The sequence below is a fragment of the Pseudomonas sp. QS1027 genome, assembly GCF_002814235.1.
Taxonomy (GTDB): domain Bacteria; phylum Pseudomonadota; class Gammaproteobacteria; order Pseudomonadales; family Pseudomonadaceae; genus Aquipseudomonas.
On sequence record NZ_PHSU01000035.1, the window covers coordinates 1 to 20,905 of the forward strand.

22 protein-coding genes and 1 tRNA gene are annotated in these 20,905 nt (G+C 58.1%); 14 read left to right on the forward strand and 9 right to left on the reverse strand.

Annotated elements, in window-relative coordinates:
• Nucleotides 1-97: 97 nt before the first annotated feature.
• The 3 genes from CWE01_RS28745 (at nt 98) to CWE01_RS28755 (ending at nt 2,212) form a co-directional block, all read left to right on the forward strand.
• Nucleotides 98-997 carry a DMT family transporter gene (locus tag CWE01_RS28745; protein WP_100943957.1) on the forward strand — a complete coding sequence of 300 codons (900 nt, stop codon included), beginning with the start codon at nt 98-100 and terminating at the stop codon, nt 995-997.
• A gap of 128 nt (nt 998-1,125) precedes the next feature.
• Nucleotides 1,126-1,827: a class I SAM-dependent methyltransferase gene (locus CWE01_RS28750; RefSeq protein ID WP_157815300.1), complete on the forward strand. Its 702-nt coding sequence runs from the start codon at nt 1,126-1,128 to the stop codon at nt 1,825-1,827.
• Between the two features lie 13 nt (nt 1,828-1,840).
• A complete protein-coding gene (locus tag CWE01_RS28755) occupies nt 1,841-2,212 on the forward strand; it encodes a hypothetical protein (protein WP_100943959.1) in 372 nt (123 codons plus the stop codon).
• A gap of 17 nt (nt 2,213-2,229) precedes the next feature.
• Here CWE01_RS28755 and CWE01_RS28760 read toward each other — a convergent pair whose 3' ends face one another.
• A complete protein-coding gene (locus CWE01_RS28760; RefSeq protein WP_157815301.1) occupies nt 2,230-3,651 on the reverse strand; it encodes a PLP-dependent aminotransferase family protein in 1,422 nt (473 codons plus the stop codon).
• A 158-nt stretch (nt 3,652-3,809) separates the two neighbouring features.
• Here CWE01_RS28760 and CWE01_RS28765 point away from each other — a divergent pair, with 158 nt between their 5' ends.
• Both CWE01_RS28765 and CWE01_RS28770 read left to right on the forward strand, forming a co-directional pair.
• Nucleotides 3,810-4,763 (forward strand): alpha/beta fold hydrolase, encoded by a 954-nt coding sequence (locus tag CWE01_RS28765; RefSeq protein WP_100943961.1) that lies wholly within the window; start codon nt 3,810-3,812, stop codon nt 4,761-4,763.
• Nucleotides 4,764-4,799: 36 nt separating this feature from the next.
• A complete protein-coding gene (locus tag CWE01_RS28770; protein WP_100944060.1) occupies nt 4,800-5,207 on the forward strand; it encodes a hypothetical protein in 408 nt (135 codons plus the stop codon).
• A gap of 13 nt (nt 5,208-5,220) precedes the next feature.
• Here CWE01_RS28770 and gabP read toward each other — a convergent pair whose 3' ends face one another.
• Nucleotides 5,221-6,612: a GABA permease gene (gene gabP, locus CWE01_RS28775; protein WP_100943962.1), complete on the reverse strand. Its 1,392-nt coding sequence runs from the start codon at nt 6,610-6,612 to the stop codon at nt 5,221-5,223.
• A gap of 527 nt (nt 6,613-7,139) precedes the next feature.
• On the opposite strand from gabP, the gene CWE01_RS28780 reads away from it, so the two are divergent.
• The 5 genes from CWE01_RS28780 to CWE01_RS28800 all read left to right on the forward strand — a co-directional run bounded on the left by CWE01_RS28780 (nt 7,140) and on the right by CWE01_RS28800 (nt 11,534).
• A complete protein-coding gene (locus CWE01_RS28780; protein ID WP_100943963.1) occupies nt 7,140-7,913 on the forward strand; it encodes an ABC transporter ATP-binding protein in 774 nt (257 codons plus the stop codon).
• A 13-nt stretch (nt 7,914-7,926) separates the two neighbouring features.
• On the forward strand, nt 7,927-8,682 hold the full coding sequence (locus CWE01_RS28785; RefSeq protein WP_100943964.1) for an ABC transporter substrate-binding protein: 756 nt from the start codon (nt 7,927-7,929) through the stop codon (nt 8,680-8,682).
• A gap of 66 nt (nt 8,683-8,748) precedes the next feature.
• Nucleotides 8,749-9,441, forward strand: a complete 693-nt coding sequence (locus tag CWE01_RS28790) for an ABC transporter permease (RefSeq protein WP_100943965.1) — start codon at nt 8,749-8,751, stop codon at nt 9,439-9,441.
• Complete coding sequence (locus CWE01_RS28795; protein WP_100943966.1) at nt 9,441-10,130, forward strand: ABC transporter permease; 690 nt, start codon at nt 9,441-9,443, stop codon at nt 10,128-10,130. The genes CWE01_RS28790 and CWE01_RS28795 overlap by 1 nt, the downstream gene beginning before the upstream one ends.
• Before the next feature lie 192 nt (nt 10,131-10,322).
• Nucleotides 10,323-11,534 (forward strand): methyltransferase, encoded by a 1,212-nt coding sequence (locus tag CWE01_RS28800; RefSeq protein ID WP_100943967.1) that lies wholly within the window; start codon nt 10,323-10,325, stop codon nt 11,532-11,534.
• A gap of 312 nt (nt 11,535-11,846) precedes the next feature.
• On the opposite strand, the gene CWE01_RS28805 is transcribed toward CWE01_RS28800, so the two are convergent.
• Genes CWE01_RS28805 through CWE01_RS28815 form a run of 3 tightly spaced genes read right to left on the reverse strand, consistent with a single transcriptional unit; the run spans nt 11,847 to nt 13,409 of the window.
• On the reverse strand, nt 11,847-12,494 hold the full coding sequence (locus CWE01_RS28805) for an FMN-dependent NADH-azoreductase (protein ID WP_100943968.1): 648 nt from the start codon (nt 12,492-12,494) through the stop codon (nt 11,847-11,849).
• Nucleotides 12,491-12,943 carry a GNAT family N-acetyltransferase gene (locus CWE01_RS28810; RefSeq protein ID WP_100943969.1) on the reverse strand — a complete coding sequence of 151 codons (453 nt, stop codon included), beginning with the start codon at nt 12,941-12,943 and terminating at the stop codon, nt 12,491-12,493. Before CWE01_RS28810 ends, CWE01_RS28805 begins: the two co-directional genes overlap by 4 nt.
• On the reverse strand, nt 12,933-13,409 hold the full coding sequence (locus CWE01_RS28815; RefSeq protein ID WP_100944061.1) for a carboxymuconolactone decarboxylase family protein: 477 nt from the start codon (nt 13,407-13,409) through the stop codon (nt 12,933-12,935). Before CWE01_RS28815 ends, CWE01_RS28810 begins: the two co-directional genes overlap by 11 nt.
• A gap of 167 nt (nt 13,410-13,576) precedes the next feature.
• On the opposite strand from CWE01_RS28815, the gene CWE01_RS28820 reads away from it, so the two are divergent.
• The 4 genes from CWE01_RS28820 (at nt 13,577) to CWE01_RS33640 (ending at nt 17,982) form a co-directional block, all read left to right on the forward strand.
• Nucleotides 13,577-15,043 (forward strand): PLP-dependent aminotransferase family protein, encoded by a 1,467-nt coding sequence (locus CWE01_RS28820; protein ID WP_100943970.1) that lies wholly within the window; start codon nt 13,577-13,579, stop codon nt 15,041-15,043.
• A gap of 56 nt (nt 15,044-15,099) precedes the next feature.
• Nucleotides 15,100-15,175, forward strand: a tRNA-Thr gene (locus CWE01_RS28825).
• 1,022 nt (nt 15,176-16,197) lie between these two features.
• Nucleotides 16,198-16,929 carry a hypothetical protein gene (locus CWE01_RS28830; protein ID WP_100943971.1) on the forward strand — a complete coding sequence of 244 codons (732 nt, stop codon included), beginning with the start codon at nt 16,198-16,200 and terminating at the stop codon, nt 16,927-16,929.
• Between the two features lie 192 nt (nt 16,930-17,121).
• Nucleotides 17,122-17,982 carry a hypothetical protein gene (locus tag CWE01_RS33640; protein ID WP_177410523.1) on the forward strand — a complete coding sequence of 287 codons (861 nt, stop codon included), beginning with the start codon at nt 17,122-17,124 and terminating at the stop codon, nt 17,980-17,982.
• Nucleotides 17,983-18,165: 183 nt separating this feature from the next.
• On the opposite strand, the gene CWE01_RS28840 is transcribed toward CWE01_RS33640, so the two are convergent.
• The 4 genes from CWE01_RS28840 to CWE01_RS28855 form a co-directional block, all read right to left on the reverse strand.
• Entirely contained in the window at nt 18,166-18,699 is a 534-nt protein-coding gene (locus CWE01_RS28840) for a GNAT family N-acetyltransferase (protein ID WP_100943972.1), read from the reverse strand.
• Entirely contained in the window at nt 18,671-18,982 is a 312-nt protein-coding gene (locus CWE01_RS28845; protein ID WP_100943973.1) for a DUF1778 domain-containing protein, read from the reverse strand. Before CWE01_RS28845 ends, CWE01_RS28840 begins: the two co-directional genes overlap by 29 nt.
• Before the next feature lie 301 nt (nt 18,983-19,283).
• A complete protein-coding gene (locus tag CWE01_RS28850; RefSeq protein WP_100943974.1) occupies nt 19,284-20,135 on the reverse strand; it encodes a DNA cytosine methyltransferase in 852 nt (283 codons plus the stop codon).
• A complete protein-coding gene (locus tag CWE01_RS28855; protein ID WP_100943975.1) occupies nt 20,096-20,299 on the reverse strand; it encodes a Com family DNA-binding transcriptional regulator in 204 nt (67 codons plus the stop codon). The genes CWE01_RS28850 and CWE01_RS28855 overlap by 40 nt, the downstream gene beginning before the upstream one ends.
• Nucleotides 20,300-20,905: the final 606 nt, after the last annotated feature.

The following is a 20,905-nucleotide window of genomic DNA, read 5'->3' on the forward strand; positions in this document are numbered from 1 at the left end:
AAGGCCAGTGCAAATGACCCCTCCACGCACTGAAGAACATGTTCACGGATACCCGGCCGCCCCGGATCCCTCCCCACCACCAAAAGGAGCCGTCAGCATGACGCAAGCCAACGTAGCCCGCTTTCCAGAAACCAAGAATCAAGACCTGCAAGCTTACTTCCTGGGCCTGATCTCAGTGGCGGCCTTTGCCATGACCTTACCCGCGGCCAAGATGCTCGCGGGCGATCTGAGCGCCGTCCAGGTCGGGATCTTTCGCTCGGTGATCGCGGCCTTCGCAGCAATTCCCTTTTTGCTCATTGGCCGCGCCAGCCTTCCGAACCGCTCGCAGATCAAGCGCATGCTGCTGACCTCCACCGGGATCGTCTACGGCTTCCCGATCCTCACCGCGCTGGGCATGCAGTATGTGCCCGTCAGCCACGGCGGCGTGGTCCTGGCCGCGTTGCCGCTGTCGACCGCGATCTTCGGCACCCTGATCACCGGCACCCGGCCATCCAAGGCGTTCTGGGCGGTCTCCACCCTGGGTTTCCTGGTGGTCATGTCGTACACGGTGATGAAGTCGAATGTTTCCGACATCTACATCGGTGACCTCGCCCTGCTCGGTGCCGTTGCGCTGGCCGGCTTCGGTTATGCCCAGGGCGGCGCGCTGTCCAAGGAACTGCCGGGCTGGCAGGTGATGTGCTGGACCCTGGTCATCAGCCTGCCGGTGCTGCTGCCGGCCAGCCTGTGGCTCTTCGAGAGCAACACCATCGCCCACCTGCCGGGCACCGGCGTCGCCGCCCTGCTGTTCCTGGCGCTGGTCAACTCGCTGCTGGGCTTCTTTTCCTGGAACCGTGCCCTCGCACTCGGTGGCATCCAGCGGATCAGCCAGCTGCAGTTGCTGCAACCGTTCTTCACCTTCGGCTTCTCGATCTGGTTGATGGGCGAAACCTGGAACTGGCTGACGCCATTAGTCTGCGCTATTGTCATCATCTTGGTCTGGTTGTCCAAACGTACCTGACTCCTCGCCCGGTGGCCGCGCCGCCCTCGCCCTAGAATGGAATCTCGAGCATGACTTCTTCGACATTTTTTTGTCCGAGCGGTGAATCGCAGCATAGGGGGGCAGTGCGGGATGAACGTGACATCCATTTGATAGACCATACTGCCAGGGCAGTCCTTGAACTGCTGGCTCCCAAGCCCGGCGAACTGCTCCTTGATATCGGCTGCGGCGACGGCTACCTGAGCGAACAACTCCAACGCGGAGGGAATCAGGTGGTGGGGTTCGACAACGACCCGGGACTGGTCTCGGCAGCCCGATCCAGAGGACTGGAAGTACGCCATGGCAATGCCGAACAGTTGTACTTCTATCAGGAGTTCGACGCGGTCTTGAGCTATGACGCACTGCACTGGATGCAGCGCTCGGACCAGGTGGCCATCGGGATCTATGAAGCCCTGAAACCAGGGGGACGTTTCGTCGGCGAATTCGCCGGGGCCGGACACCAGAAAATCCTGCGGCGCGCGCTACGCGACTCACTGGCGCGTAGATCCCTTGACTTCGAAATCGCCGATCAGCTTTATCTGCCTACAGCCGGGGCTTATCAGCGGGTGCTGGAAAACGCGGGGTTCCATGTCAATTCAATTCATTGGTTCGAACGCCCGGTGACCCTGGATTGTTCGATTGCCCAATGGCTGCAAAAGTTCGGTGCCCGCTACCTGGCCTTGCTGCCCGTCGAATCGCAAGATGCGTTTTTGAATGAAGTGACCGAAGAGTTGGCTGCCGACTTGCTGGACAGCAATGGCCAATGGACACTGGACTGCACATGCCTGCGGTTCAAAGCCGAGAAAAAGTGAACAGGAGCCATCCATGTCGACGAAAACCACTGGATCTGCACTGAAATCCTTTTATGCCGAACCCGCCGTGTGGCTGAGCCATGACGGCAGGCCACTGCACTGGATAGAGAACATCAGACTGACCATCAACAACTCGGAAGTGGATGACGAGCTGTGCATTCAGAATCTGCAGGACAGCGATGAGGTCATCATCCTTGAAGGCACCATCTTCTCCTACCAGAACCTGAGCGAAGTCATGAGCCTGGAGCGCTACTTCAAACTCTGGCAGCGCAGCCTCGGCTCGGTCTTTCTCGGGGCCTTCATCCCCGAAGGCCAGTATGAAAAGCTCAGCTCGATGATCGAAGCCGCTGGCGGACAGATCCTGCGCAGCACAACCAACGCCTGAGCTCGCGTGCGACGTTCTCAGGCACCGTGTTCGATGGACAGCACCGACGTGATATGCGCCTGGAGAAAACGCTTGAATCCAGGATGATTGCAGTGGCTGACATTGAAGCGGATGTACTGCTCATACTCACTGGTATTGCTGAACAAGGAGCCTGGCGCCAGCAATATTCCGGCGTGATGGGCCTGCTCGACCAGATTCGGGATATTCACATACTCCGGCAGGCGCCCCCAGAGAAACAAACCTTCAGCGCCGTGCTCGTCAAACACCACACCGACAGCCCCCAGCCACTCCCGTGCCCTTGAGCGCTCCTGCATGACCCGCTGGCCCAGCGCATCCAGATGATGCTGATAACGACCGGACTCCAGCGTGTAGGTCACGATGGTTTCGTCAATCGCCGAGCCGCTGAGCACGCTGTACATTTTCTGCTCGACCAGCCGCTCGACAAAGGCCAGTGGCGCCGCCACATAGCCCAGGCGCAACGCCGGGCTCAGTACCTTGCTGAAACCGCTGATATAGAAAGTCCTTTCGCAGCCATCCAGACTGGCGAGCCGAAGCGTCTGCCGGGACGACAGCGCACCGAAAATATCGTCCTCGATGATATGAAAATCATACTGGCGGGCCAGCGACAATAGCTTGAACCCCTTCTCCGGAGACGTACTGCCGCCCGTAGGGTTGTGCACCTGGGTCTGGGTCAGGAACAGTTTCGGTCGATACTTGATCAACATTGCTTCCATCGCCGCCAGGTCCGGACCATCATTCAGCCGGGGGACGGTGATGATCTTGAAGTCCCGCTCCTTGATCAGCTTGAGTTGCAGCAACAGGTAACTGGGATCCTCCACCAGCAGATAGTCCCCGGGCCCCAGCAGGATACTGCGCAGCAGTGAAAGCGCATGGGTGGCGCCCATGGTGACCACGACCTGGCTGCTGGAGGCGTTGATATGGACCTCGCGCAATTTGCGCGCAATTACTGCCCGCAGGTCCTGGCTGCCGGCCGCGGGCGCTGGAGTGGTGCAGGAAAGTGTGTTACGAATCAGCCGCCCGGTCACGGAAGCCGGGACCGCGTCGGCCAGCCAGGCCGGTGGCAGGTAGCCTGAGCTGACGGGAATATCGTATTGCGTCGGATCCAGTGCACGAAAGAGAAAACTCGAGTGCTCACTGGAAGGTGGCACCAGCGTGTCAACGTCCTTGAGCGGACCGACCGAATGGCAGGCCAGGATGAAATAACCCGCCCCCGGACGCGACTCGATGATGTGCTGCGCGACCAGGTCTTCATAGGCGCTGCTCACCGTGAAGATGCTGACGCCCAGCTGCTTGGCCAGCGCACGCACAGACGGGAGTCGCCCTCCCTGGACCCACTGGAAGGATTCAATACGGGCAATGATCGCGTTTCTGATCTGGTCCACCAACAGCGTCTTGCTGTTACGGTCTATCTGGAACATGGCATTCCCTTGTTGAAACAGCCGCAGCCAGCAGGCCAGCGCCTCGTGCACCGATAGAAGCCGCAGTATCTGCCATCAATTTGCCCAGCTGCAAGCACTGTATTGGGGCGCCAATACCGTTAAATGACCAGACACATTCCATGCCAGGAAGCCGTCCAATGAGTTCGATCAACCGCCAGCCCTGTCTCTCGCCCGACGCCTTGTGCGCCGAGCCCTTTGTTGAGCGGGCTGCCGACGGCTTCGCGCTGGGCGGTTTCGCCTGGCGTCACGGTGACAGCGCTAGCGTGCGTCCCGTGGTGATCATCAATGCCGCGACCTCGGTGCGCTGCCGGCATTACTCGCGCTTTGCCGACTACCTGTTTGCCAATGGCATGGATGTCCTCACCTACGACTATCGCGGCATCGGCGAATCGCGACCGGCGACCTTGCGCGGGCTCAAGGCCTCGTGGACCGACTGGGGCGCGCTGGATTTCGAAGCCATGCTGCAACGGGCGGCGCGGGAATATCCCGGCCAGCCTATCGATGTGGTCGCCCACAGCTTCGGCGGCTGCGCGGTCGGGCTGGCGGCCTCGGGCCCGTTGATTCGCCGGGTGGTCACTGTCGGCGCGCAATTCGCCTATTGGCGCGACTATGCGCCCGCTACCCGCTGGAAGATGTTCGGCAAATGGCACCTGGTCATGCCGCTGCTGACCGGCCTCTACGGCTATTTCCCCGGCAAGCGCCTCGGCTGGCTGGAAGACACACCGGCCGGGGTAGTACGCGACTGGAGCACGCCGACCGCTCGCTACGAAAAACGCCCCAGCGGACGCAAGCTGCTGGCGTTGCCGTTTGCCCGGGTCAAGGCGCAGATCCTCGCGGTCAGCCTGACCGACGACCCGTTCGGCACCGTGGCCGCCATCGAACGGCTGCTGGCGTATTTCAGCGCAAGCAGCCGGACTCACCTGCGCCTTGCACCGGAGGATATCGATGAGACAGAGGTGGGACATTTCGCCTTCTTCCGTAGCCAGTACCAGGAAAAGCTTTGGCCGATTGCGCTGAACTGGCTGGAGAAGGGCGAGTTGCTGGCGGGAACGCCGGGGAAGATTGGAATTGCGGCGGCTCACGGAGGATAATTGCCCGCTTACCACTTTGTGAAAGCACCCGAGCCCATGGCATCCCAGAACAAGCAAGACAAACGCGCGCAACGGGCGAAAGCCAAGGCCAAGCAGAACCGCACCCGCCGCGCCAGCGAGCCGGCCGAGACGCTGCCGGTGGATGACGACCGGATCGACTTCGCGTCGGTCGACCTGACGGATCTGTTCAAGAGAATGCGTGATGCCGAGCACGGCAGCCAGTTGGCCATGTGCAGCGTGTTCCTGGAGGACCCGTTGCTGGAACTGGTGCTGGAACAGGAAGGCGAGGAGGAAGCGACGGACTTTATCCTTTCGGCACTGATCGAATACCGCCAGTGGTCCACCGAGGCCACTGAGGAAGCGGCCCTGGCCTGGATCGAAAGCCCGGCCTTCCAGGCCGACTATGTGGCGGCGTCGCAGGCGCTACAGAAAGCCGCCGGCTAGCCGCCACAACGCCTCAGTTCAACACCACCCGCCCGGCTTTCTCAAGCCGGCGACGGCGTGCCACCAGCAGCCCGGCGGCCACTACCAGCACACTGAGCAAGCCCGTGGCGAGGATCTCGACGCGATGGGCTTCCTGGCACAACATCACCGCCAACACCGCGACGATGAACACAATCACCGCCCAGGTCAGCCCCGGGAACAGCCACATCTTGAAGTCGATCTTCTCGCCCTTGTCCATACGCTCACGACGCATGCGCAGCTGCGACACCGCGATCACCAGGTACACCAGCAACGCAATGGCACCGGAACTGGCCAACAGGAATTCGAACACCGCCGCTGGCGCGACATAGTTGGCGAACACCGCCAGGAAGGCCGCCGCCGTCGACAGCATCACCGCCCAGTAAGGCGTGCCGCTGCCATTGGTGCGCTTGGCCACAGCCGGTGCATCACCGCGCTTGCCGAGGGAGAACAGCATCCGCGAAGCGGTATACAGCGCCGAGTTCAGGCAACTGGTCACCGCCACCAGCACCACCAGGTCAACGATCAGCTTGGCATTCGGGATGCCCATGCGATCCAGCACCACCTGATAGGAACCGACTGCCGCCAGGCTCGGGTCATTCCACGGCACCAGCGCTACCACGATAAAGATCGACACCAGGTAGAACAGGCCGATACGCCAGATCACCGAGTTGGTGGCCTTGCTGATCTGCTTGCCCGGGTCTTTCGATTCAGCGGCGGCGATGGTGACGATTTCCGTACCCATGAACGAGAACATGGTGGTCAACATAGCCGCCAGCACCGCGCCCAGGCCGTTGGGCATAAAGCCCACGGTATCGACCAGATGCGACACGCCACTGACCTGGCTACCCGGCAACAGGCCGAAGATCGCCAGCAGGCCCAGCACCACGAAGCCGATGATCGCAATCACCTTGATCAGCGCGAACCAGAACTCGAACTCTCCGTAGTTCTTCACGCTGAACAGGTTGGTCGCGGTCAGCAACAAGGTAATGATCAGGGTAAAGGCCCAGATCGCCACATTGGGGAACCAGGCATGCAGGATGGTCGCAGCGGCGTTGGCCTCCAGCGGGATCACCAGCACCCAGAACCACCAGTACAACCAGCCGATGGTGAAACCGGCCCAGTGCCCGATGGCACGGTCGGCGTAGGTCGAAAAGGAACCGGTATCCGGCGAGGCCACGGCCATTTCGGCGAGCATGCGCATCACCAGCACCACCAGGGTCCCGGCGGCGGCGTAGGCCATCAGTACAGCGGGGCCGGCTTCGGCAATCGCGTGCCCGGAGCCGACAAACAGCCCCGCACCGATCACCCCGGCAATCGACAGCATGGTCACATGCCGCGGTTTCAGGCCTTGCTCCAGGTTGTTGGAAACTTGCGTCCTGCTCATTGAGACTACCTATGCAATGAAGAGCGCGCCCTACACACCGAAAACCTTGTAGAAGGAATCCAACGGGGGCGTATTTTATTTTTTACGCAATATTTGCGCCAAAATGTTACAGGAGTCCGGTTTCCGTGACCTGCACACCCGACCAAAGGAAATTCGTAACCTATTGAGATTAATGGCTATTTGCCAAGACGTTACCGAGGCACCCAGATTTAGACCTGCTGGTCGCACCAGAAACACTCAAAAAATAGCGTAACGCCCCATTTCGGGGCGAACCTATGCCCGCTCAGCGGGTTTACCCTTCCCACCCTTGGCCAAAGCTGGCACCATCGCGCCCTTTTTTAAGCGACTGCCGAGTCAGGAACACGGATCAAACGGCTGTTCGGTTGTTGCCGGGGCGACAGACTGCTGTGCCGATGCGACAACCTGTCACCCATCCGTCCTGCACCGGCTTTTCCCTATGCTAGCTTGGCGCTCGCCAGGAAGGCCGCCAATAGCAGGAGCACGACAGAACACAATGAGGACCGCACATGGCTGAGGCCACGCCCGCGCTTGAAATCCGCAACTTGCACAAACGCTACGGTGAGCTGGAGGTACTCAAAGGTATCTCGCTGACCGCCCGCGACGGTGATGTGATCTCGATCCTGGGTTCCTCCGGTTCCGGCAAGTCGACCTTCCTGCGTTGCATCAACCTGCTGGAGAACCCGCACCAGGGCCAGATCCTGGTCAATGGCGAGGAACTCAAGCTCAAGGCCGCGAAGAACGGTGAGCTGGTGGCCGCCGACGGCAAGCAGATCAACCGCCTGCGCAGCGAAATCGGCTTTGTGTTCCAGAACTTCAACCTCTGGCCGCACATGAGCATCCTCGACAACATCATCGAGGCGCCGCGCCGGGTGCTCGGCCAGAGCAAGGCCGAGGCCATCGAAGTGGCCGAAGCGCTGCTGGCCAAGGTCGGTATCGCCGACAAGCGCCACGCCTACCCCTCGCAACTGTCCGGCGGCCAGCAACAGCGCGCGGCCATCGCCCGCACCCTGGCCATGCAGCCCAAGGTCATCCTGTTCGACGAGCCGACCTCGGCCCTCGACCCGGAAATGGTCCAGGAGGTCCTCAACGTGATCCGTGCCCTGGCCGAAGAAGGCCGCACCATGCTGCTGGTCACCCACGAAATGGGCTTTGCCCGCCAGGTGTCCAGTGAAGTGGTGTTCCTGCACCAGGGCCTGGTGGAAGAACAAGGAACCCCGCAGCAGGTTTTCGACAACCCGCTGTCGGCGCGCTGCAAACAATTCATGTCCAGCAACCGCTAACGGAGCAACACGTATGCAGACCTGCAAAAAACTCCTCCTGGCCGCTGCCGTCTCCATGGCCTTCAGCGCCAGTGCCTTTGCCGAAACCCTGAAAATGGGGATCGAGGCCGCCTACCCGCCGTTCAACAACAAGGATGCCAGCGGCCAGGTCGTGGGCTTCGACAAGGACATCGGCGACGCCCTGTGCGCCAAGATGAAGGTCGAGTGCACGGTCGTGACCTCCGACTGGGACGGGATCATTCCGGCCCTGCAGACCAAGAAGTTCGACTTCCTGATCTCCTCGATGTCGATCACCGAAGAACGCAAGCAGGCGGTCGACTTCACCGACCCCTACTACTCCAACAAGCTGCAATTCATCGCGGCCAAGAAAGACGCCGATTTCAAGACCGACAAAGACTCGCTCAAGGGCAAGATCATCGGCGCCCAGCGCGCGACCCTGGCCGGCAGCTGGCTGGATGACCACCTGGGCGACGACGTCACCATCAAGCTCTACGACACCCAGGAAAACGCCTACCTCGACCTGCAGGCCGGGCGCCTGGACGCCATCCTGGCGGACAAGTACGTCAACTATGAATGGCTGAAGAGCGAAGCCGGCAAGCCTTACGAGTTCAAGGGCAACCCGGTGGAAGAAAGCGACAAGATCGGGATCGCCGTGCGCAAGAAAGACGACGCACTGCGTGAGAAGCTGAACGCCGCGCTGAAAGAAATCATCGCCGACGGTACTTACAAGAAGATCAACGACAAGTACTTCCCGTTCAGCATCCTCTGACCTGCCCCGATGGCCGGCACCTCAACGCAAGGTGTCGGCTGTCCCTGGTAAAGCCTGCCTCTGCCCATGAATATCGACCTCTATGGATTCGGCCCGGCGCTCGCCGCCGGCGCGCTGATGACCGTCAAGCTTGCGCTCTGTGCCCTGTGCCTGGGACTGGTGCTCGGGCTGCTCGGCGCCTTGGCCAAGACTTCACCGTACAAACCGCTGCAATGGCTGGGGGGTGCTTACTCGACCCTGGTGCGCGGCGTGCCGGAACTGCTCTGGGTGCTGCTGATGTACTACGGCACCGTCAACCTGATGAGCGCATTGGGCGAGGCATTCGGTAATCCCGAACTGGCCTTGAACCCGTTCGCCGCCGGGGTGATCGCCCTGGGCCTGTGCTTTGGCGCCTACGCCACGGAAGTGTTTCGCGGGGCGATCCTGGCGATTCCCAAAGGGCATCGGGAAGCGGGGGTCGCACTGGGCATGTCCAAGGTGCGGATCTTCACCCGGCTGATCATGCCGCAGATGTGGCGCATCGCCCTGCCGGGCCTGGGCAACCTGTTCATGATCCTGATGAAGGACACCGCGCTGGTGTCGGTGATCAGCCTCGAGGAAATCATGCGCCAGGCGCAGAACGCCGTGCTGTTCAGCAAGTTGCCGTTCACCTTCTACCTGGTGGCAGCCTTTATGTACCTGGGCCTGACCGTCCTGGCCATGACCGGCATGCATTTCCTGGAAAAACGTGCCGCTCGCGGTTTTGTGAGGACCACATAATGGAATGGGAAGTCATCTTCAAATGGCTGCCGAAGTTCTTCCAGGGCGCGGTGCTGACCCTGGAACTGGTGGGTATTGCCGTGGTGCTGGGGCTGATCCTGGCGGTGCCGCTGGGTATCGCCCGGGCGTCGAAGCTCTGGTATGTGCGGTCCCTGCCCTACGCCTATATCTTCTTTTTCCGCGGGACGCCGCTGCTGGTTCAGTTGTTCCTGGTGTATTACGGCCTGGCGCAGTTCGATGCGATTCGCGACAGCTTCATGTGGCCTTACCTGCGCAACCCGTTCTGGTGTGCGACGGCGACGATGACGCTGCATACCACCGCGTATATTGCCGAGATCCTGCGGGGGGCGATCCAGGCCATTCCGCCGGGCGAGATCGAAGCAGCGCGGGCGCTGGGGATGTCGCGGGCCAAGGCGATGGCCTACATCATCCTGCCGCGCGCGGCGCGGATTGGTCTGCCGGCTTATAGCAACGAAGTGATCCTGATGCTCAAGGCCAGCTCGCTGGCGAGCACCGTGACGCTGCTGGAACTGACCGGTATGACCCGGACCATCATTGCGCGCAACTACCTGACGGTGGATATGTTCTTCACGGCGGGGGTGTTCTATCTGGTGATCTCGTTCCTGCTGGTGCAGGCGTTCAAGCAGGTGGAGCGCTGGATGCGGGTGGATGCCTGTCAGGGGCGGTGAGGGTGTTCGCACAAGGGACTTAAAGTCCCCTGCCGACATACAGCCTGAACGCGATCCCCTGTAGGAGCCGGCTTGCTGGCGATTGCGGTGTAACATTCACCGTCGCCATCGCCAGCAAACCGGCTCCTACAGGTCCCACGATTGCTTTAAATTGGCGTTTACCCGCGAAGACGCCACCCCGGAACCCGCAGCATGCCCACCATCCTCCAAGGCCCCACCCTGCAAACCCGCTTCAGGGCCCTGGACACATTCCTCTCGGCACACCAGCACCTCTGGCGCCCGCGCCCCTTCACCCACCTGCACCTGCCGTGGGAAACCCAACACCCGGAACTCGCCACCTGGCTCCGCCAACGCAGCCTCGACGACGCCGAAGCCAGCCACAACCACCCGGAACACCTCGCCGCCCCCGCGCCGTTTGCCGCGCTGGCTACCGAATCCGCAACCCTGGCCGCCATCGGAGCCCTCCCCGACAACGCCCTGCCCCCCGCCAATCAGCGCCTGAACGTCGACGTCCCCGGGCGTAAATGGCAACAGATCGAAGCCTTCGCCAGCCGCCTGGACTTCGCCCAATCGCCGACCCACTGGCTCGATTGGTGTTCCGGCAAAGGCCACCTGGGCCGCCGCCTGCTGCAACCCGGCCAACACCTGACCTGCCTGGAATACGACCCGGCCCTGATCGCCAGCGGCCAGCAGCTCAGCCAGCACCACCGCCTGCCCGCCCAACACCTGCAACAAGACGTCCTCGCGCCTGATGCCGCCGCCCGCCTGAGCGCCGAGCACACCCCGGTCGCCCTCCACGCCTGCGGCGACCTCCACGTGCGCCTGATGCAACTCGCCAGCCACGCTGGCTGCCGCCAGCTGGCCATCGCCCCGTGCTGTTATAACCGCATCAGCGCCGCCGACTACCAACCTCTGTCCGCCGCCGCCCAAGCCTCAACCCTGCATCTATCACTGGACGACCTCGCCCTGCCCCTGAGCGAAACCGTTACCGCCGGCGCCCGGGTTCGTCGCCAGCGCGACACCTCCATGGCCCGGCGCCTGGCCTTCGACCTGCTGCAACGCCGTCTGCGGCAAACCGACGACTACCTGCCGACACCCTCGCTGCCCAGCGCCTGGCTCGACAAACCCTTCGCCGACTACTGCCGCGACCTGGCCGCGCTCAAGGAGTTATCCACAGTCGGCGAGCAAAACTGGGCGGAATTGGAAGCCGCGGGCTGGCAACGGCTGGCGCAAGTACGCAATCTGGAACTGCTGCGCGGTCTGTTCCGCCGCCCGCTGGAACTCTGGCTGGTGCTGGACCGCGCGCTGTTCCTCGAAGAGCAAGGCTATGCGGTACGCCTGGGCTTATTTTGCGAAAGCCCGTTGACGCCGCGCAATCTTCTGCTACTGGCAGAGCGCCATTAACGGTTAGATCCCGCGCGCAGCCTGTGGATAACTCTGTTGATGCTTTTCCCACAGACGCCCGGAAAACAATGCCTACAGAGGAAAAAGCTGTCTGGTCATTTTTTGTTCATAAAATAAAGCACCGGAAAAACAGATAGTTGCGACGTGATGAGAACGCGTCCACAAATTCGCATCCTCATCCGCCTTAACGACCTGTCACTTGTGCATAAGCATTCCAGTCAACCGATATAACGCGGACTTTTCCCGAGCCTGAAGCCCCTTCCAAAAACACCACAACCCTGTAGGAGCCGGCTTGCTGGCGATTTCGTCCGATCAGGCGATGCAAGGCTCACAGGCCTCATCGCCAGCAAGCCGGCTCCTGCAATTTGCCTGAAGCCCGGCCAACAAAGTCTCCCGAGCGGCCATCACGCCGTGCTCAACCGCCTCACCACCACGAACGGTGCCTTGCAGATAGATAAACGTCAGCTGATGAATGCCAATGGAATTGAGGATCGCCTTTAAATAAGGCGTGAGAAAGTCCGGCTGGCGAGCCTGTTCGCCCTGAATCAAGCCCCCGGAACTGACCAACACAAAGGTCGGCCGATCCTTGAGCAGACCAAACTTCTCCCCCGCGCCGTTCACCCCGAAGCTGCGCTGAATGCGCACCACATGATCGATCCACAGCTTCATGGCGGCGGGCAGCGTGAAATTGTGCAGCGGCGTGCACAGCACCAGCAGATCGCTGGTTTCGAGCTCGACGATCTGCCGCTCGGACGCATGGATCGCCACGTTCTCCATACCGGCTACCGAGGTTACGGCCGCCGCGTAGTCGCCGGTCAAGACGGGCAACGGCTCAGCGCCCAGTTGGCGATCCATGAGCGTGCTGAGGCCCGGCCAGTCGCGCAACACCTCGGCGGCCAGGCGATAAACCCGGGCGGCCTTGCCATGGGGGCTGAAATTCAACAACAGGGCGCGGCTCATAACGTCTGCCCCGCATTCAGGTCCTGGGAAAAGTGCATGCCTTTGGCCAACAACCCCTGACGGAAATAGAAGCGTTGCGCCAACGGCATATGCATCCCGGTATCGAGCACCAGATAGCGATAACCCAAGGCTCGCGTATGCCGGCGCACCTCCTCCAGCAGCCCGGCGCCCAGTTCGCGACGCTGCTGCGAAACCGTCACCACCAAGTCATCGACATAGACGAAACGCCCATACAGGGTGTTCTCCGTCACCCGAAACCCGACCAGGCCGATCACCTGACCCTGCTCACGCAGGGCCAGCAGGCGAAAGCCCTGCTCGCCCTGACGAAAGACCTGCTCGACAAAGGACTCCACGTCGGTCAGATGCGGTCGCAGTTCCTGCATCACGGCAAAACACTCGCGGCACTGGGCTTTGCTTTCGATCAGCGCGTATTCGAGATCATTGTTCATTGGACGTTTCCCCATGCTGACGCACGCTGGCCGGCACCAGCCGAAAACTGACGCCGACGCGGTTAAGCGCGTTCATCAGGGCGATTGCCAGGGTCAGATCGGCCACTTCTTTTTCGCCGAACACAGCGCAAACGGCCTGGAAGTCCTCGTCGGGCACCTCGGTTTCGTGCACCCGGGTCACGCTTTCGGCCCAGGCCAGGGCGGCGCATTCACGGCGGTCGAACAACGCACCGCCTTCGCGCCAGACCGGCACCAGCAGCACCTTGTCGAGGCTCACGCCCAGCTTGATCAGGTCCCGGGAATGCTGGCTGATGCAGAAGGCGCAGCCATTGATCTGCGAAACCCGCAGGTACACCAGATCGATCAAATGCGCGTCGAGCCCGCAGCTTTGCAGATAGCTTTTAACGCCAAACAGCGCTTTGTAGCCCAGGGGTGCGGCGTCGAAGTAGTTGAGACGTTGAGTCATGGTTGGCTCCCGTTTGAGGTGGGTGAAATCATGGGGTGCAGTCTGCGGCGCGTTGAAACCGGCCAACAGGGCCAAGATCGAGCAAGCCGTTTGGGACATGAGCGCTACTGAATAGGGCCAGCCATGGGGTTAAACTGCGTCCGTTCTGCATGACCACGGAAAACCCCATGCCCATAGTCAAAGCCGCCATTGAACCGGGGTTGCCCAAATACCTGGTGGTCTATCGACGCATTCGCAGCGCTATCGATGAAGGCCAATTGCGCCCCGGCGATCGCGTGCCTTCGGTACGTGCCCTGGCGACCGAACTCAACCTGGCGCGGGGCACCGTTGAGGCGGCTTATGAGCTGCTGATCAGCGAGGGCTACCTGACGGCGCGTGGGCAGGCCGGGACGGTCATTGCCCTCGATCTGCCGGTGAAGGCGGTCCCGAGTTCGTCAGCAGAAACGGTGGCGCCGACGGAACAGGATCAACCGCGGCCCCTGCAAATGGGACTTCCGGCGCTGGATGCGTTCCCGCGAAAACTCTGGAGCCGACTGATCACCCAGCGTGCCCGGCAAACCGATATGGCCGGTCTGGGCTTCAGCGACCCGAGAGGCTATGCGCCGCTGCGCTCGGCCATTGCCACGTACCTGGGGTTGTATCGAGGCGTGCAGTGCACGCCGGATCAGGTGTTTATCTGCACCGGTTACAACGCCGTGCTCGAACTGGTCTGCGAAAGCCTGGAGATGGCGGGCCAGGGTTGCTGGTTTGAGGACCCTGGTTATGTGCATGCGCGGCAGATGCTGCTCAATCGCGGCGTGCAGCTGGTGCCGGTGCCGGTGGATGCCGACGGTCTGCGGGTAGAACACGGTATCCGCCTGAATCCGAAGGCGCGGCTGGCAGTGGTCACCCCGGCTCATCAAAGCCCATTGGGCGTGGCGTTGAGCCCGGAGCGGCGCAAGGCCCTGCTCGATTGGGCGCAAGTGCAGTCGAGTTGGGTACTGGAAGATGACTATGACAGCGAGTTTCGCTATCGAGGGCGACCGCTGCCTGCGCTGAAGAGCCAGGATGTGCATGACCGCGTGCTGTACGCCGGGACCTTCAGCAAGATGCTGTTTCCGGGGTTGCGGCTGGCGTATCTGGTGGTTCCGAGGGAACAGGTCGAGCGTTTTGAGCAGGTCGCGCGGCTGTGGCGCAATCGCTGCCCGGAACTGTTGCAGGCGACGGTCAGCGACTTTCTGAGCCAGGGGCACTTCACTCGACATTTGAAGAAGATGCGCCAGTTGTACAGCGCGCGTCGGGCGTTGCTGGTCAAGGCGTTGGAAGAGGTGGGCAGCGGGATATTGAAGGTCGACCCGCAGGCGGGGGGGATCAATCTGTTGGTGCGGGTGTTGATTGATGTGCCGGATAGCCGCATAGCCAAGCAGGCGCGGGCGGCGGGATTGTCGATTGAGCCGTTGTCGCGCTGGCAGGTGGCGGCTGGGCAGGAAGGTGGGTTGTTGATGACCTTTACCAACGTGGCATCGGCCGAGCAGGCGGCTGAAATAGCGGACCGGTTGCTGATGGCGATCGAGGCGGCGCGGTCGGCGGATCAGGACAAAGCCCAGGGTTGCCGGCATGGGCGGATCACAAGAACGCCACCTTCGCAAAAATAGTCAGATATCAGGGGTTTACAGAACCTCGCCAATCGCTATAATCGTCGCCCTAACACGCCGGTATAGCTCAGTTGGTAGAGCAACTGACTTGTAATCAGTAGGTCCCGGGTTCGACTCCTGGTGCCGGCACCATATAAATCAAAGGCTTGCAGCGATGCAGGCCTTTGTTTTTTCCGCTACACGTAACAAAGCACGTAACAAGCCTTCCCCATGGCCTCCCCGGCCAGGCATCCCACTCGTCGGATGCCCCCGCTCGCAATGGCTACCACTCTCAGAAAGTAAGGCAGCCAGGCCGGATCGCAGAATGTGATCAGGCCTTAGGCGCATGCAAAATGCGACCGCTACTGAAGACGGAAACCGTCCGAAACCCGTGCTTTTCCGTGCGCTCCCCTTGAAAACCGTGGCCTCCGGCAATCAGCCTCCGATTTTTCTTGCTCTGGACGCTGTGCAAGATCGCTTCATTCCTTTGCCGACCTTTGCAGACCGTGCCATTGCCCTCCCTCCTCCAGCGTACGTAGCGGGCCTGGGTGGGGCATCGTTTGCACCACCCCGCGCCTTTTCATAAAAAAAGAACCCAAGGCCCGTCGGCGGGAGGGGGAAAAGTGCTTTCTCCTGAGGTTTTTATGGAGCGCACGACATTTCCGGGCAGGGTACGAATCCTGATCGGGTACGCTGGTACTTTATAGGGTGGAGTGAAAAGCCCCGTTGGTGGTGGGCTGGCTGACCACTCGTTTGCATTAGACCTAACCATCAATTGCAGTGGATCTAGCCAGTATTCTTTATAACCACGATCGGCAAAGCGCGGTCGTCACCCACCTCAGTGGGCATGACCTTTCCCGAGCTTAGCCCGCCGCCTACGGTCGCTGGTGCGGGTACGGCCTTATCGCGATCACCTCTTCCCCCTCAGATGCACGCATCCCCCTTTGGAAGCACCTGATTACCACTCGACATAGGGTGCGGCCCTGGTTCTGACGTATGCCGAGCAAGGGCCGTTGAACTGGGCGAAACTCGGGAGGCAGACGACGCATTGCAAGCGCGCGCCCTTGACACCTTCAACACCTGTCAAAAAAACGTACAGCCGCAATGGCGCATAGCCATTTTGCAAACTAAATTTAGTGCGATCAGATGCATCATCCAAAGGAAAGGTGAAAATAATGAGTCAATACAACGCGCCATTGATCTTAGATTTAAAGCGACGTATCGAGGAGGATTTCACCTCGAGCAATTGGGAGGAGGCAGGGCTTCTCACCGACAGTTCACACATTATTTCGGGACATCCCAGACTCCTCAGGAGTTTGAGCTTCGGCGACCAAGATTATGGCGGCAACATCATTAGCGTTTTGAGAGCAATGTCCGATCATAACCCCGATGCACTTAATACTCTCAAGGGATATTTGGATCAATGGTATCCAGATCAAAATATCACGTATATTTCCGCAAAACCCTCCGAGAAGAAAATCTCTTTCGCACCTAATGTTTTCTCCATACCTGACGGGGAAGTCGAGGGTGACTTAATTACGGTTATGATGCCGTTCGCAGGGTTTGATGGTGTATATCAGTCAATCAAGAGTGCCTGTACAAATGCAGGATATCGATGTTTAAGGGCAGATGATATTTGGGATAACTCCTCAATAATTCAAGATATTTTCAGTTTGATCTACCGAGCCAAAATAGTGATAGTTGACTTCTCTGGAAAAAACCCAAACGTAATGTACGAAACAGGAATAGCCCATACATTAGGGAAAATAGTCGTACCCTTAGCACAAATAATCCAAGATATTCCCTCTGACATGGTGCATCACAGAGCGCTTATCTACTTAAAGAACGGAGAAGGGCTTACAAAGCTTGAAACAGATCTTGAGAAAAAACTGCGAACAATTAGTTAGATCAATAACTGTAAAATTGTTATTAGCGTGGGAGCAGGCGCGACACATCAAGACCTGCTCCCAAGAAGCTCAAGCTAGTTGCCGAGTTAAATTTTCCTTCGTATGTGTCAACGAGCACTGATAGCGCGCACCACCCTGCATATCACAACTACTTATTGATAATTTAAATATCGCAAAAAAAGGAAGATATCAATGTTTAACCTTCTAGTTAAGTCATCTCCTTGGAACGAAGGGCGCGACACCTTTTGGCACAGCAGGGTTTTTGAATATACGGATACGGAAATCCGCACGCAATTCACGATTAATGGAATGCCAAACTACCAGGATCTAATTAAACACCCCGTGCTTTTCCTTGAAGAAACCGATAGGAATCGCCAACAATCTGGCAGAGTTGGTAGAATCACTCATGTAAGAGAATCAGGGGGCGATGTGATTGCCCTTGAATATTATTTTGATGCTGCCATTCCACCAATCCCGCAAGGGGACATAATCAGACTTGCAACACTACTTGGGATTCCGTCAACAAGGTGGGGGCCAGCTTCAATTTCCAGAACGCATTGGGCGGTAAAGAACATCGACCTTTTCCATCTACTGCTGACCCAGCGCAGCGTAAGCTCAAGGACCCCTAGCTTATTTAACTTGCCTGCGGCGCAAGAGGTTGATCGAGATCTCTTATCCGCCATGATGCCTTTTGCTGGATTTAATGAAACTTGGTTGGCGATCCAACGCGTCGCTGCTGAGAATGGAATGCGTGCAGGTAGGGCAGACAATATTTGGGAACATCATGAGATTATCCTAGACATTGTGTCCCTAATTGATCGTTCGGCAATAGTGATCTGTGATTGTTCAGGGAGAAACGCAAACGTCTTTTACGAAATAGGTATCGCACACGCCTTCGGCAAAGAGGTTATCTTAATTACTCAACATGCGGATGATATACCATTTGACTTGGCGCACCTCCGAAATATTCGCTATCTGAATAATGGAGAGGGGATAGAGCGCTTGATTGTAGATCTTAACGCCCGTATTTCCACGCTGCGTGCAACAATCTGATTTTTTGCTAAAAGCCAACCCTAGGATGGGTTGAGCCTCAACCAATTACTCTACGATTTTCGTATATTGATATTTATTCCAATCCGTTATCAATGGCACTTTTCTGCAAGGTGACATTGATAACGACATAGGTGTAAACCACATATTCTGTGGGAGAGGTTTGGTGCTATAACTAAATCCGGACTATGCCTTAAGTATCGCGTTGATCCCGAGTATCATTGGTGTGCTCTGGTTCTCGTCAGGTTCATCAATTTTCTTGAAGCCCAAGGACTCGTAGAATTTGACCGCGCTTGGTGCAGAGTCCAAATATACCCCTTTTATGGGGATCTGCTTATGAACTTTTACTGCTTGAATGAACGCATTCATCAAGAGTCGTTGACCTATGCCGATACCTTGATATTTTTTATCGACCCCCAGCATTACCAAGCGCACAACGGCAATACGTGATGGAAGATTGGAGCCTGGAATAACGCTACGTACCTTGGCCCTGTCAATGTCAGACAAGGTCAAGGTACAAAAACCGACAACATCGCCAGCAGAAGAGATAGCTCCGATAGCGTTAACATTTTCACTTTTCAGCGCGCGTTTGAGATTACTTTTATAGTAGACATCGATCACGTCTTCCCCACAACTGAACGCTTTAGGGAATTTGTAACTTTCGAAGTTATCCAGCATATTGCTGTCAATATCACATTTTAGCGTCTCGTCGGTCTTCATGTTTCCCCCTCATTAAGTTTGTTAGAGCCTGTGTAGGCTCCGTGCTTTCGTCTTCTCGGAGTATTTCTTGTAGCCGAGAAAAAGCCTGTTCAGAAACTTCTATTTTTCGATAATTCTCCATAACCGCTTGTGCCTTTTCAAATGCCGAAGTCATTATGAAGGCGGTCATATCCAACCCAGAGATCGAGGCGGCTCGCTTTATAAATTCTTTTGCGAAATCTGTTGTTTTTATTTCAAGTCGTGCACTCTTAGTTGTGCTAAGGCTCTCGTTTGTGATCGTCATGGTGTATACCTGTCATGTGCTGTGCTGTAAGTTATGAATTTCCTTTTTTTGCTTTTTTATTTCCGGTAACGCTTCCGGATTTGGTGCTCATCACCATTCTTCATTTACCACTCCTCTCGTTTCGCGCTGACGTTCTAATTAATGTAGATTTATTCATATTCTTCTTATCGTACGGATGATAGCCGTACGCTGCATCTTTGTCAATCCTAACCCGTACAATATCCGTACGGTTAGGTGTGCCAGAACGTCTTGGTCGTGCTGGCTTCCTGCTTTCGTGTCGATATATGACTTGGTCCTTTTTTCAGCCGGAAGCCATCAGTTTCTCTGCAATCCAACCCGCAACCTGCGCAACAACGGCATTTCCGGCACCGAAAGCCTCCGCAAGGTTGGCCGCATCCAGTCCGAGGCAAAGCCCATCATCTTCAGACGCTCGCTGCCGCTCAACCATCTGATTCCATCCGTTCGGCTGAGCGACGAAAGTGGTACAGCCCAGAGTGATCTGTGATCCGGCTTTATTCGCCAATAGAGTATTGGCAGCCCAGGCATCCGCGGGTAAAGGCCATCGGATCGAGCTAGACGCCGGAGATATTGCGTCCACTGGAGCGGCGTCAGCCAGCAGCTCCATGGGGGGCATTCTTCGATAACCGGCGACCAGGAATACGCGACGACGCTGCTGGGGGACTCCGAAATATTGAGCATTAAGCACTCGCCAGAATCCCACATACCCGCAGTCCGCAAGGGCCCTGATGACTGTCTCAAAGTCTTGGCTATTGTTGACAGCGAGCAGGTTAACGACGTTCTCAAGCACCACCCAGCGAGGTTGAATTTCCTTGAGTATTCGTATGACTTCCCAGAAAAGGCCGCTGCGTTCGCCGCGCAGCCCGCGTCGATCCTTGTTGCTTTCCCGGACACCGGCAAGACTGATGTCCTGACAGGGGAAGCCGCCGGTAAGGACATCGACGGGACAGAGGTTGTGAGCGCCGCACTGGCGCACGTCTTCAAACTGGCGTGCATGGGGAAATCGATCGGCAAGCACAGCCCGGTTGACGGGGTTGAGTTCAACTTGCCAGGCCGTGCGGTATCCAGCGTTTTCAAATCCGACATCAAAGCCTCCTATGCCTGCGAACAGGCTGCCAAGGGTAGGTTGTTGCATTCCGGCACTCGTGGTTGCGGAGGCTCTTGGCGTTCTGGCGGGAGGCTCTGGGCCTTCAGGTGATTGAGTGTCCGGCAGCGCGGACACTTGATTTGCAGTTCGAGGAAGCCGCTGGCGGCGGCGAGCTTGCGGCAGCAGTGGCCGCAGCGGATGTCTTGCATCATCCGGGTCCCTTCAGGTTTTCGACCATCTTCCTCCTCTAGTACGAGTGCCTTCGCTCGGATCAGCTGGGATGCCGCTTTTCCGAATCACCCGACAGGCCTCGCTGCCGATTCGTTGCAGAATCACTGAGGGACGGGAACGGGGGAGCAAGATGGGAGCAAAAAGCAGGGGCCGAAGCCCCTGCCGATGTTGCGTTAGAGCTGCTGAATGGCCCTGATCAAGCGTATAGACCAATAGGCGGTCTGTAGCGCTCGGATCAGTTCTTCAGGAAGGTACCTGCGAATGAATGTCTTCATCAGCGAATGCTCCAAAGGTTAGTAAAGTCTGCGTTCCTAGTAGGAACAGCGCAGAGTCTCCCACCTGGTTTTGCGGCCTCCCCTGTAAACTTTGTAAACTTAAAGTTTACAAAGTTTACGTTATGCTCCTGCAATTGCAAAAGTATAACTAACGTCGAATAAGCCATATATTGATAGCCTTTCTTGGTTGACGAGGGGGCCCCATAGCCATACGCTTCGAGGTGTCTAGCTTCAAAGATGTACAGTTTCAGGTGGTCATGCGGATGCTACCATAGCTCTTTCTGAAAGGAATCAGCCTCAAAGCAACCGTCG

What these genes read in the sequence shown, in the direction of transcription:
- CWE01_RS28745 (WP_100943957.1), top strand. Translation starts at nt 98, where the DNA reads ATGACGCAAGCCAACGTAGCCCGCTTTCCAGAAACCAAGAATCAAGAC.
- CWE01_RS28755 (WP_100943959.1), top strand. Translation starts at nt 1,841, where the DNA reads ATGTCGACGAAAACCACTGGATCTGCACTGAAATCCTTTTATGCCGAA.
- CWE01_RS28760 (WP_157815301.1), bottom strand. Translation starts at nt 3,651, where the DNA reads ATGTTCCAGATAGACCGTAACAGCAAGACGCTGTTGGTGGACCAGATC.
- CWE01_RS28765 (WP_100943961.1), top strand. Translation starts at nt 3,810, where the DNA reads ATGAGTTCGATCAACCGCCAGCCCTGTCTCTCGCCCGACGCCTTGTGC.
- CWE01_RS28770 (WP_100944060.1), top strand. Translation starts at nt 4,800, where the DNA reads ATGGCATCCCAGAACAAGCAAGACAAACGCGCGCAACGGGCGAAAGCC.
- gabP (WP_100943962.1), bottom strand. Translation starts at nt 6,612, where the DNA reads ATGAGCAGGACGCAAGTTTCCAACAACCTGGAGCAAGGCCTGAAACCG.
- CWE01_RS28780 (WP_100943963.1), top strand. Translation starts at nt 7,140, where the DNA reads ATGGCTGAGGCCACGCCCGCGCTTGAAATCCGCAACTTGCACAAACGC.
- CWE01_RS28785 (WP_100943964.1), top strand. Translation starts at nt 7,927, where the DNA reads ATGCAGACCTGCAAAAAACTCCTCCTGGCCGCTGCCGTCTCCATGGCC.
- CWE01_RS28790 (WP_100943965.1), top strand. Translation starts at nt 8,749, where the DNA reads ATGAATATCGACCTCTATGGATTCGGCCCGGCGCTCGCCGCCGGCGCG.
- CWE01_RS28795 (WP_100943966.1), top strand. Translation starts at nt 9,441, where the DNA reads ATGGAATGGGAAGTCATCTTCAAATGGCTGCCGAAGTTCTTCCAGGGC.
- CWE01_RS28800 (WP_100943967.1), top strand. Translation starts at nt 10,323, where the DNA reads ATGCCCACCATCCTCCAAGGCCCCACCCTGCAAACCCGCTTCAGGGCC.
- CWE01_RS28805 (WP_100943968.1), bottom strand. Translation starts at nt 12,494, where the DNA reads ATGAGCCGCGCCCTGTTGTTGAATTTCAGCCCCCATGGCAAGGCCGCC.
- CWE01_RS28810 (WP_100943969.1), bottom strand. Translation starts at nt 12,943, where the DNA reads ATGAACAATGATCTCGAATACGCGCTGATCGAAAGCAAAGCCCAGTGC.
- CWE01_RS28815 (WP_100944061.1), bottom strand. Translation starts at nt 13,409, where the DNA reads ATGACTCAACGTCTCAACTACTTCGACGCCGCACCCCTGGGCTACAAA.
- CWE01_RS28820 (WP_100943970.1), top strand. Translation starts at nt 13,577, where the DNA reads ATGCCCATAGTCAAAGCCGCCATTGAACCGGGGTTGCCCAAATACCTG.
- CWE01_RS28830 (WP_100943971.1), top strand. Translation starts at nt 16,198, where the DNA reads ATGAGTCAATACAACGCGCCATTGATCTTAGATTTAAAGCGACGTATC.
- CWE01_RS33640 (WP_177410523.1), top strand. Translation starts at nt 17,122, where the DNA reads ATGTTTAACCTTCTAGTTAAGTCATCTCCTTGGAACGAAGGGCGCGAC.
- CWE01_RS28840 (WP_100943972.1), bottom strand. Translation starts at nt 18,699, where the DNA reads ATGAAGACCGACGAGACGCTAAAATGTGATATTGACAGCAATATGCTG.
- CWE01_RS28845 (WP_100943973.1), bottom strand. Translation starts at nt 18,982, where the DNA reads ATGACGATCACAAACGAGAGCCTTAGCACAACTAAGAGTGCACGACTT.
- CWE01_RS28850 (WP_100943974.1), bottom strand. Translation starts at nt 20,135, where the DNA reads ATGCAACAACCTACCCTTGGCAGCCTGTTCGCAGGCATAGGAGGCTTT.
- CWE01_RS28855 (WP_100943975.1), bottom strand. Translation starts at nt 20,299, where the DNA reads ATGATGCAAGACATCCGCTGCGGCCACTGCTGCCGCAAGCTCGCCGCC.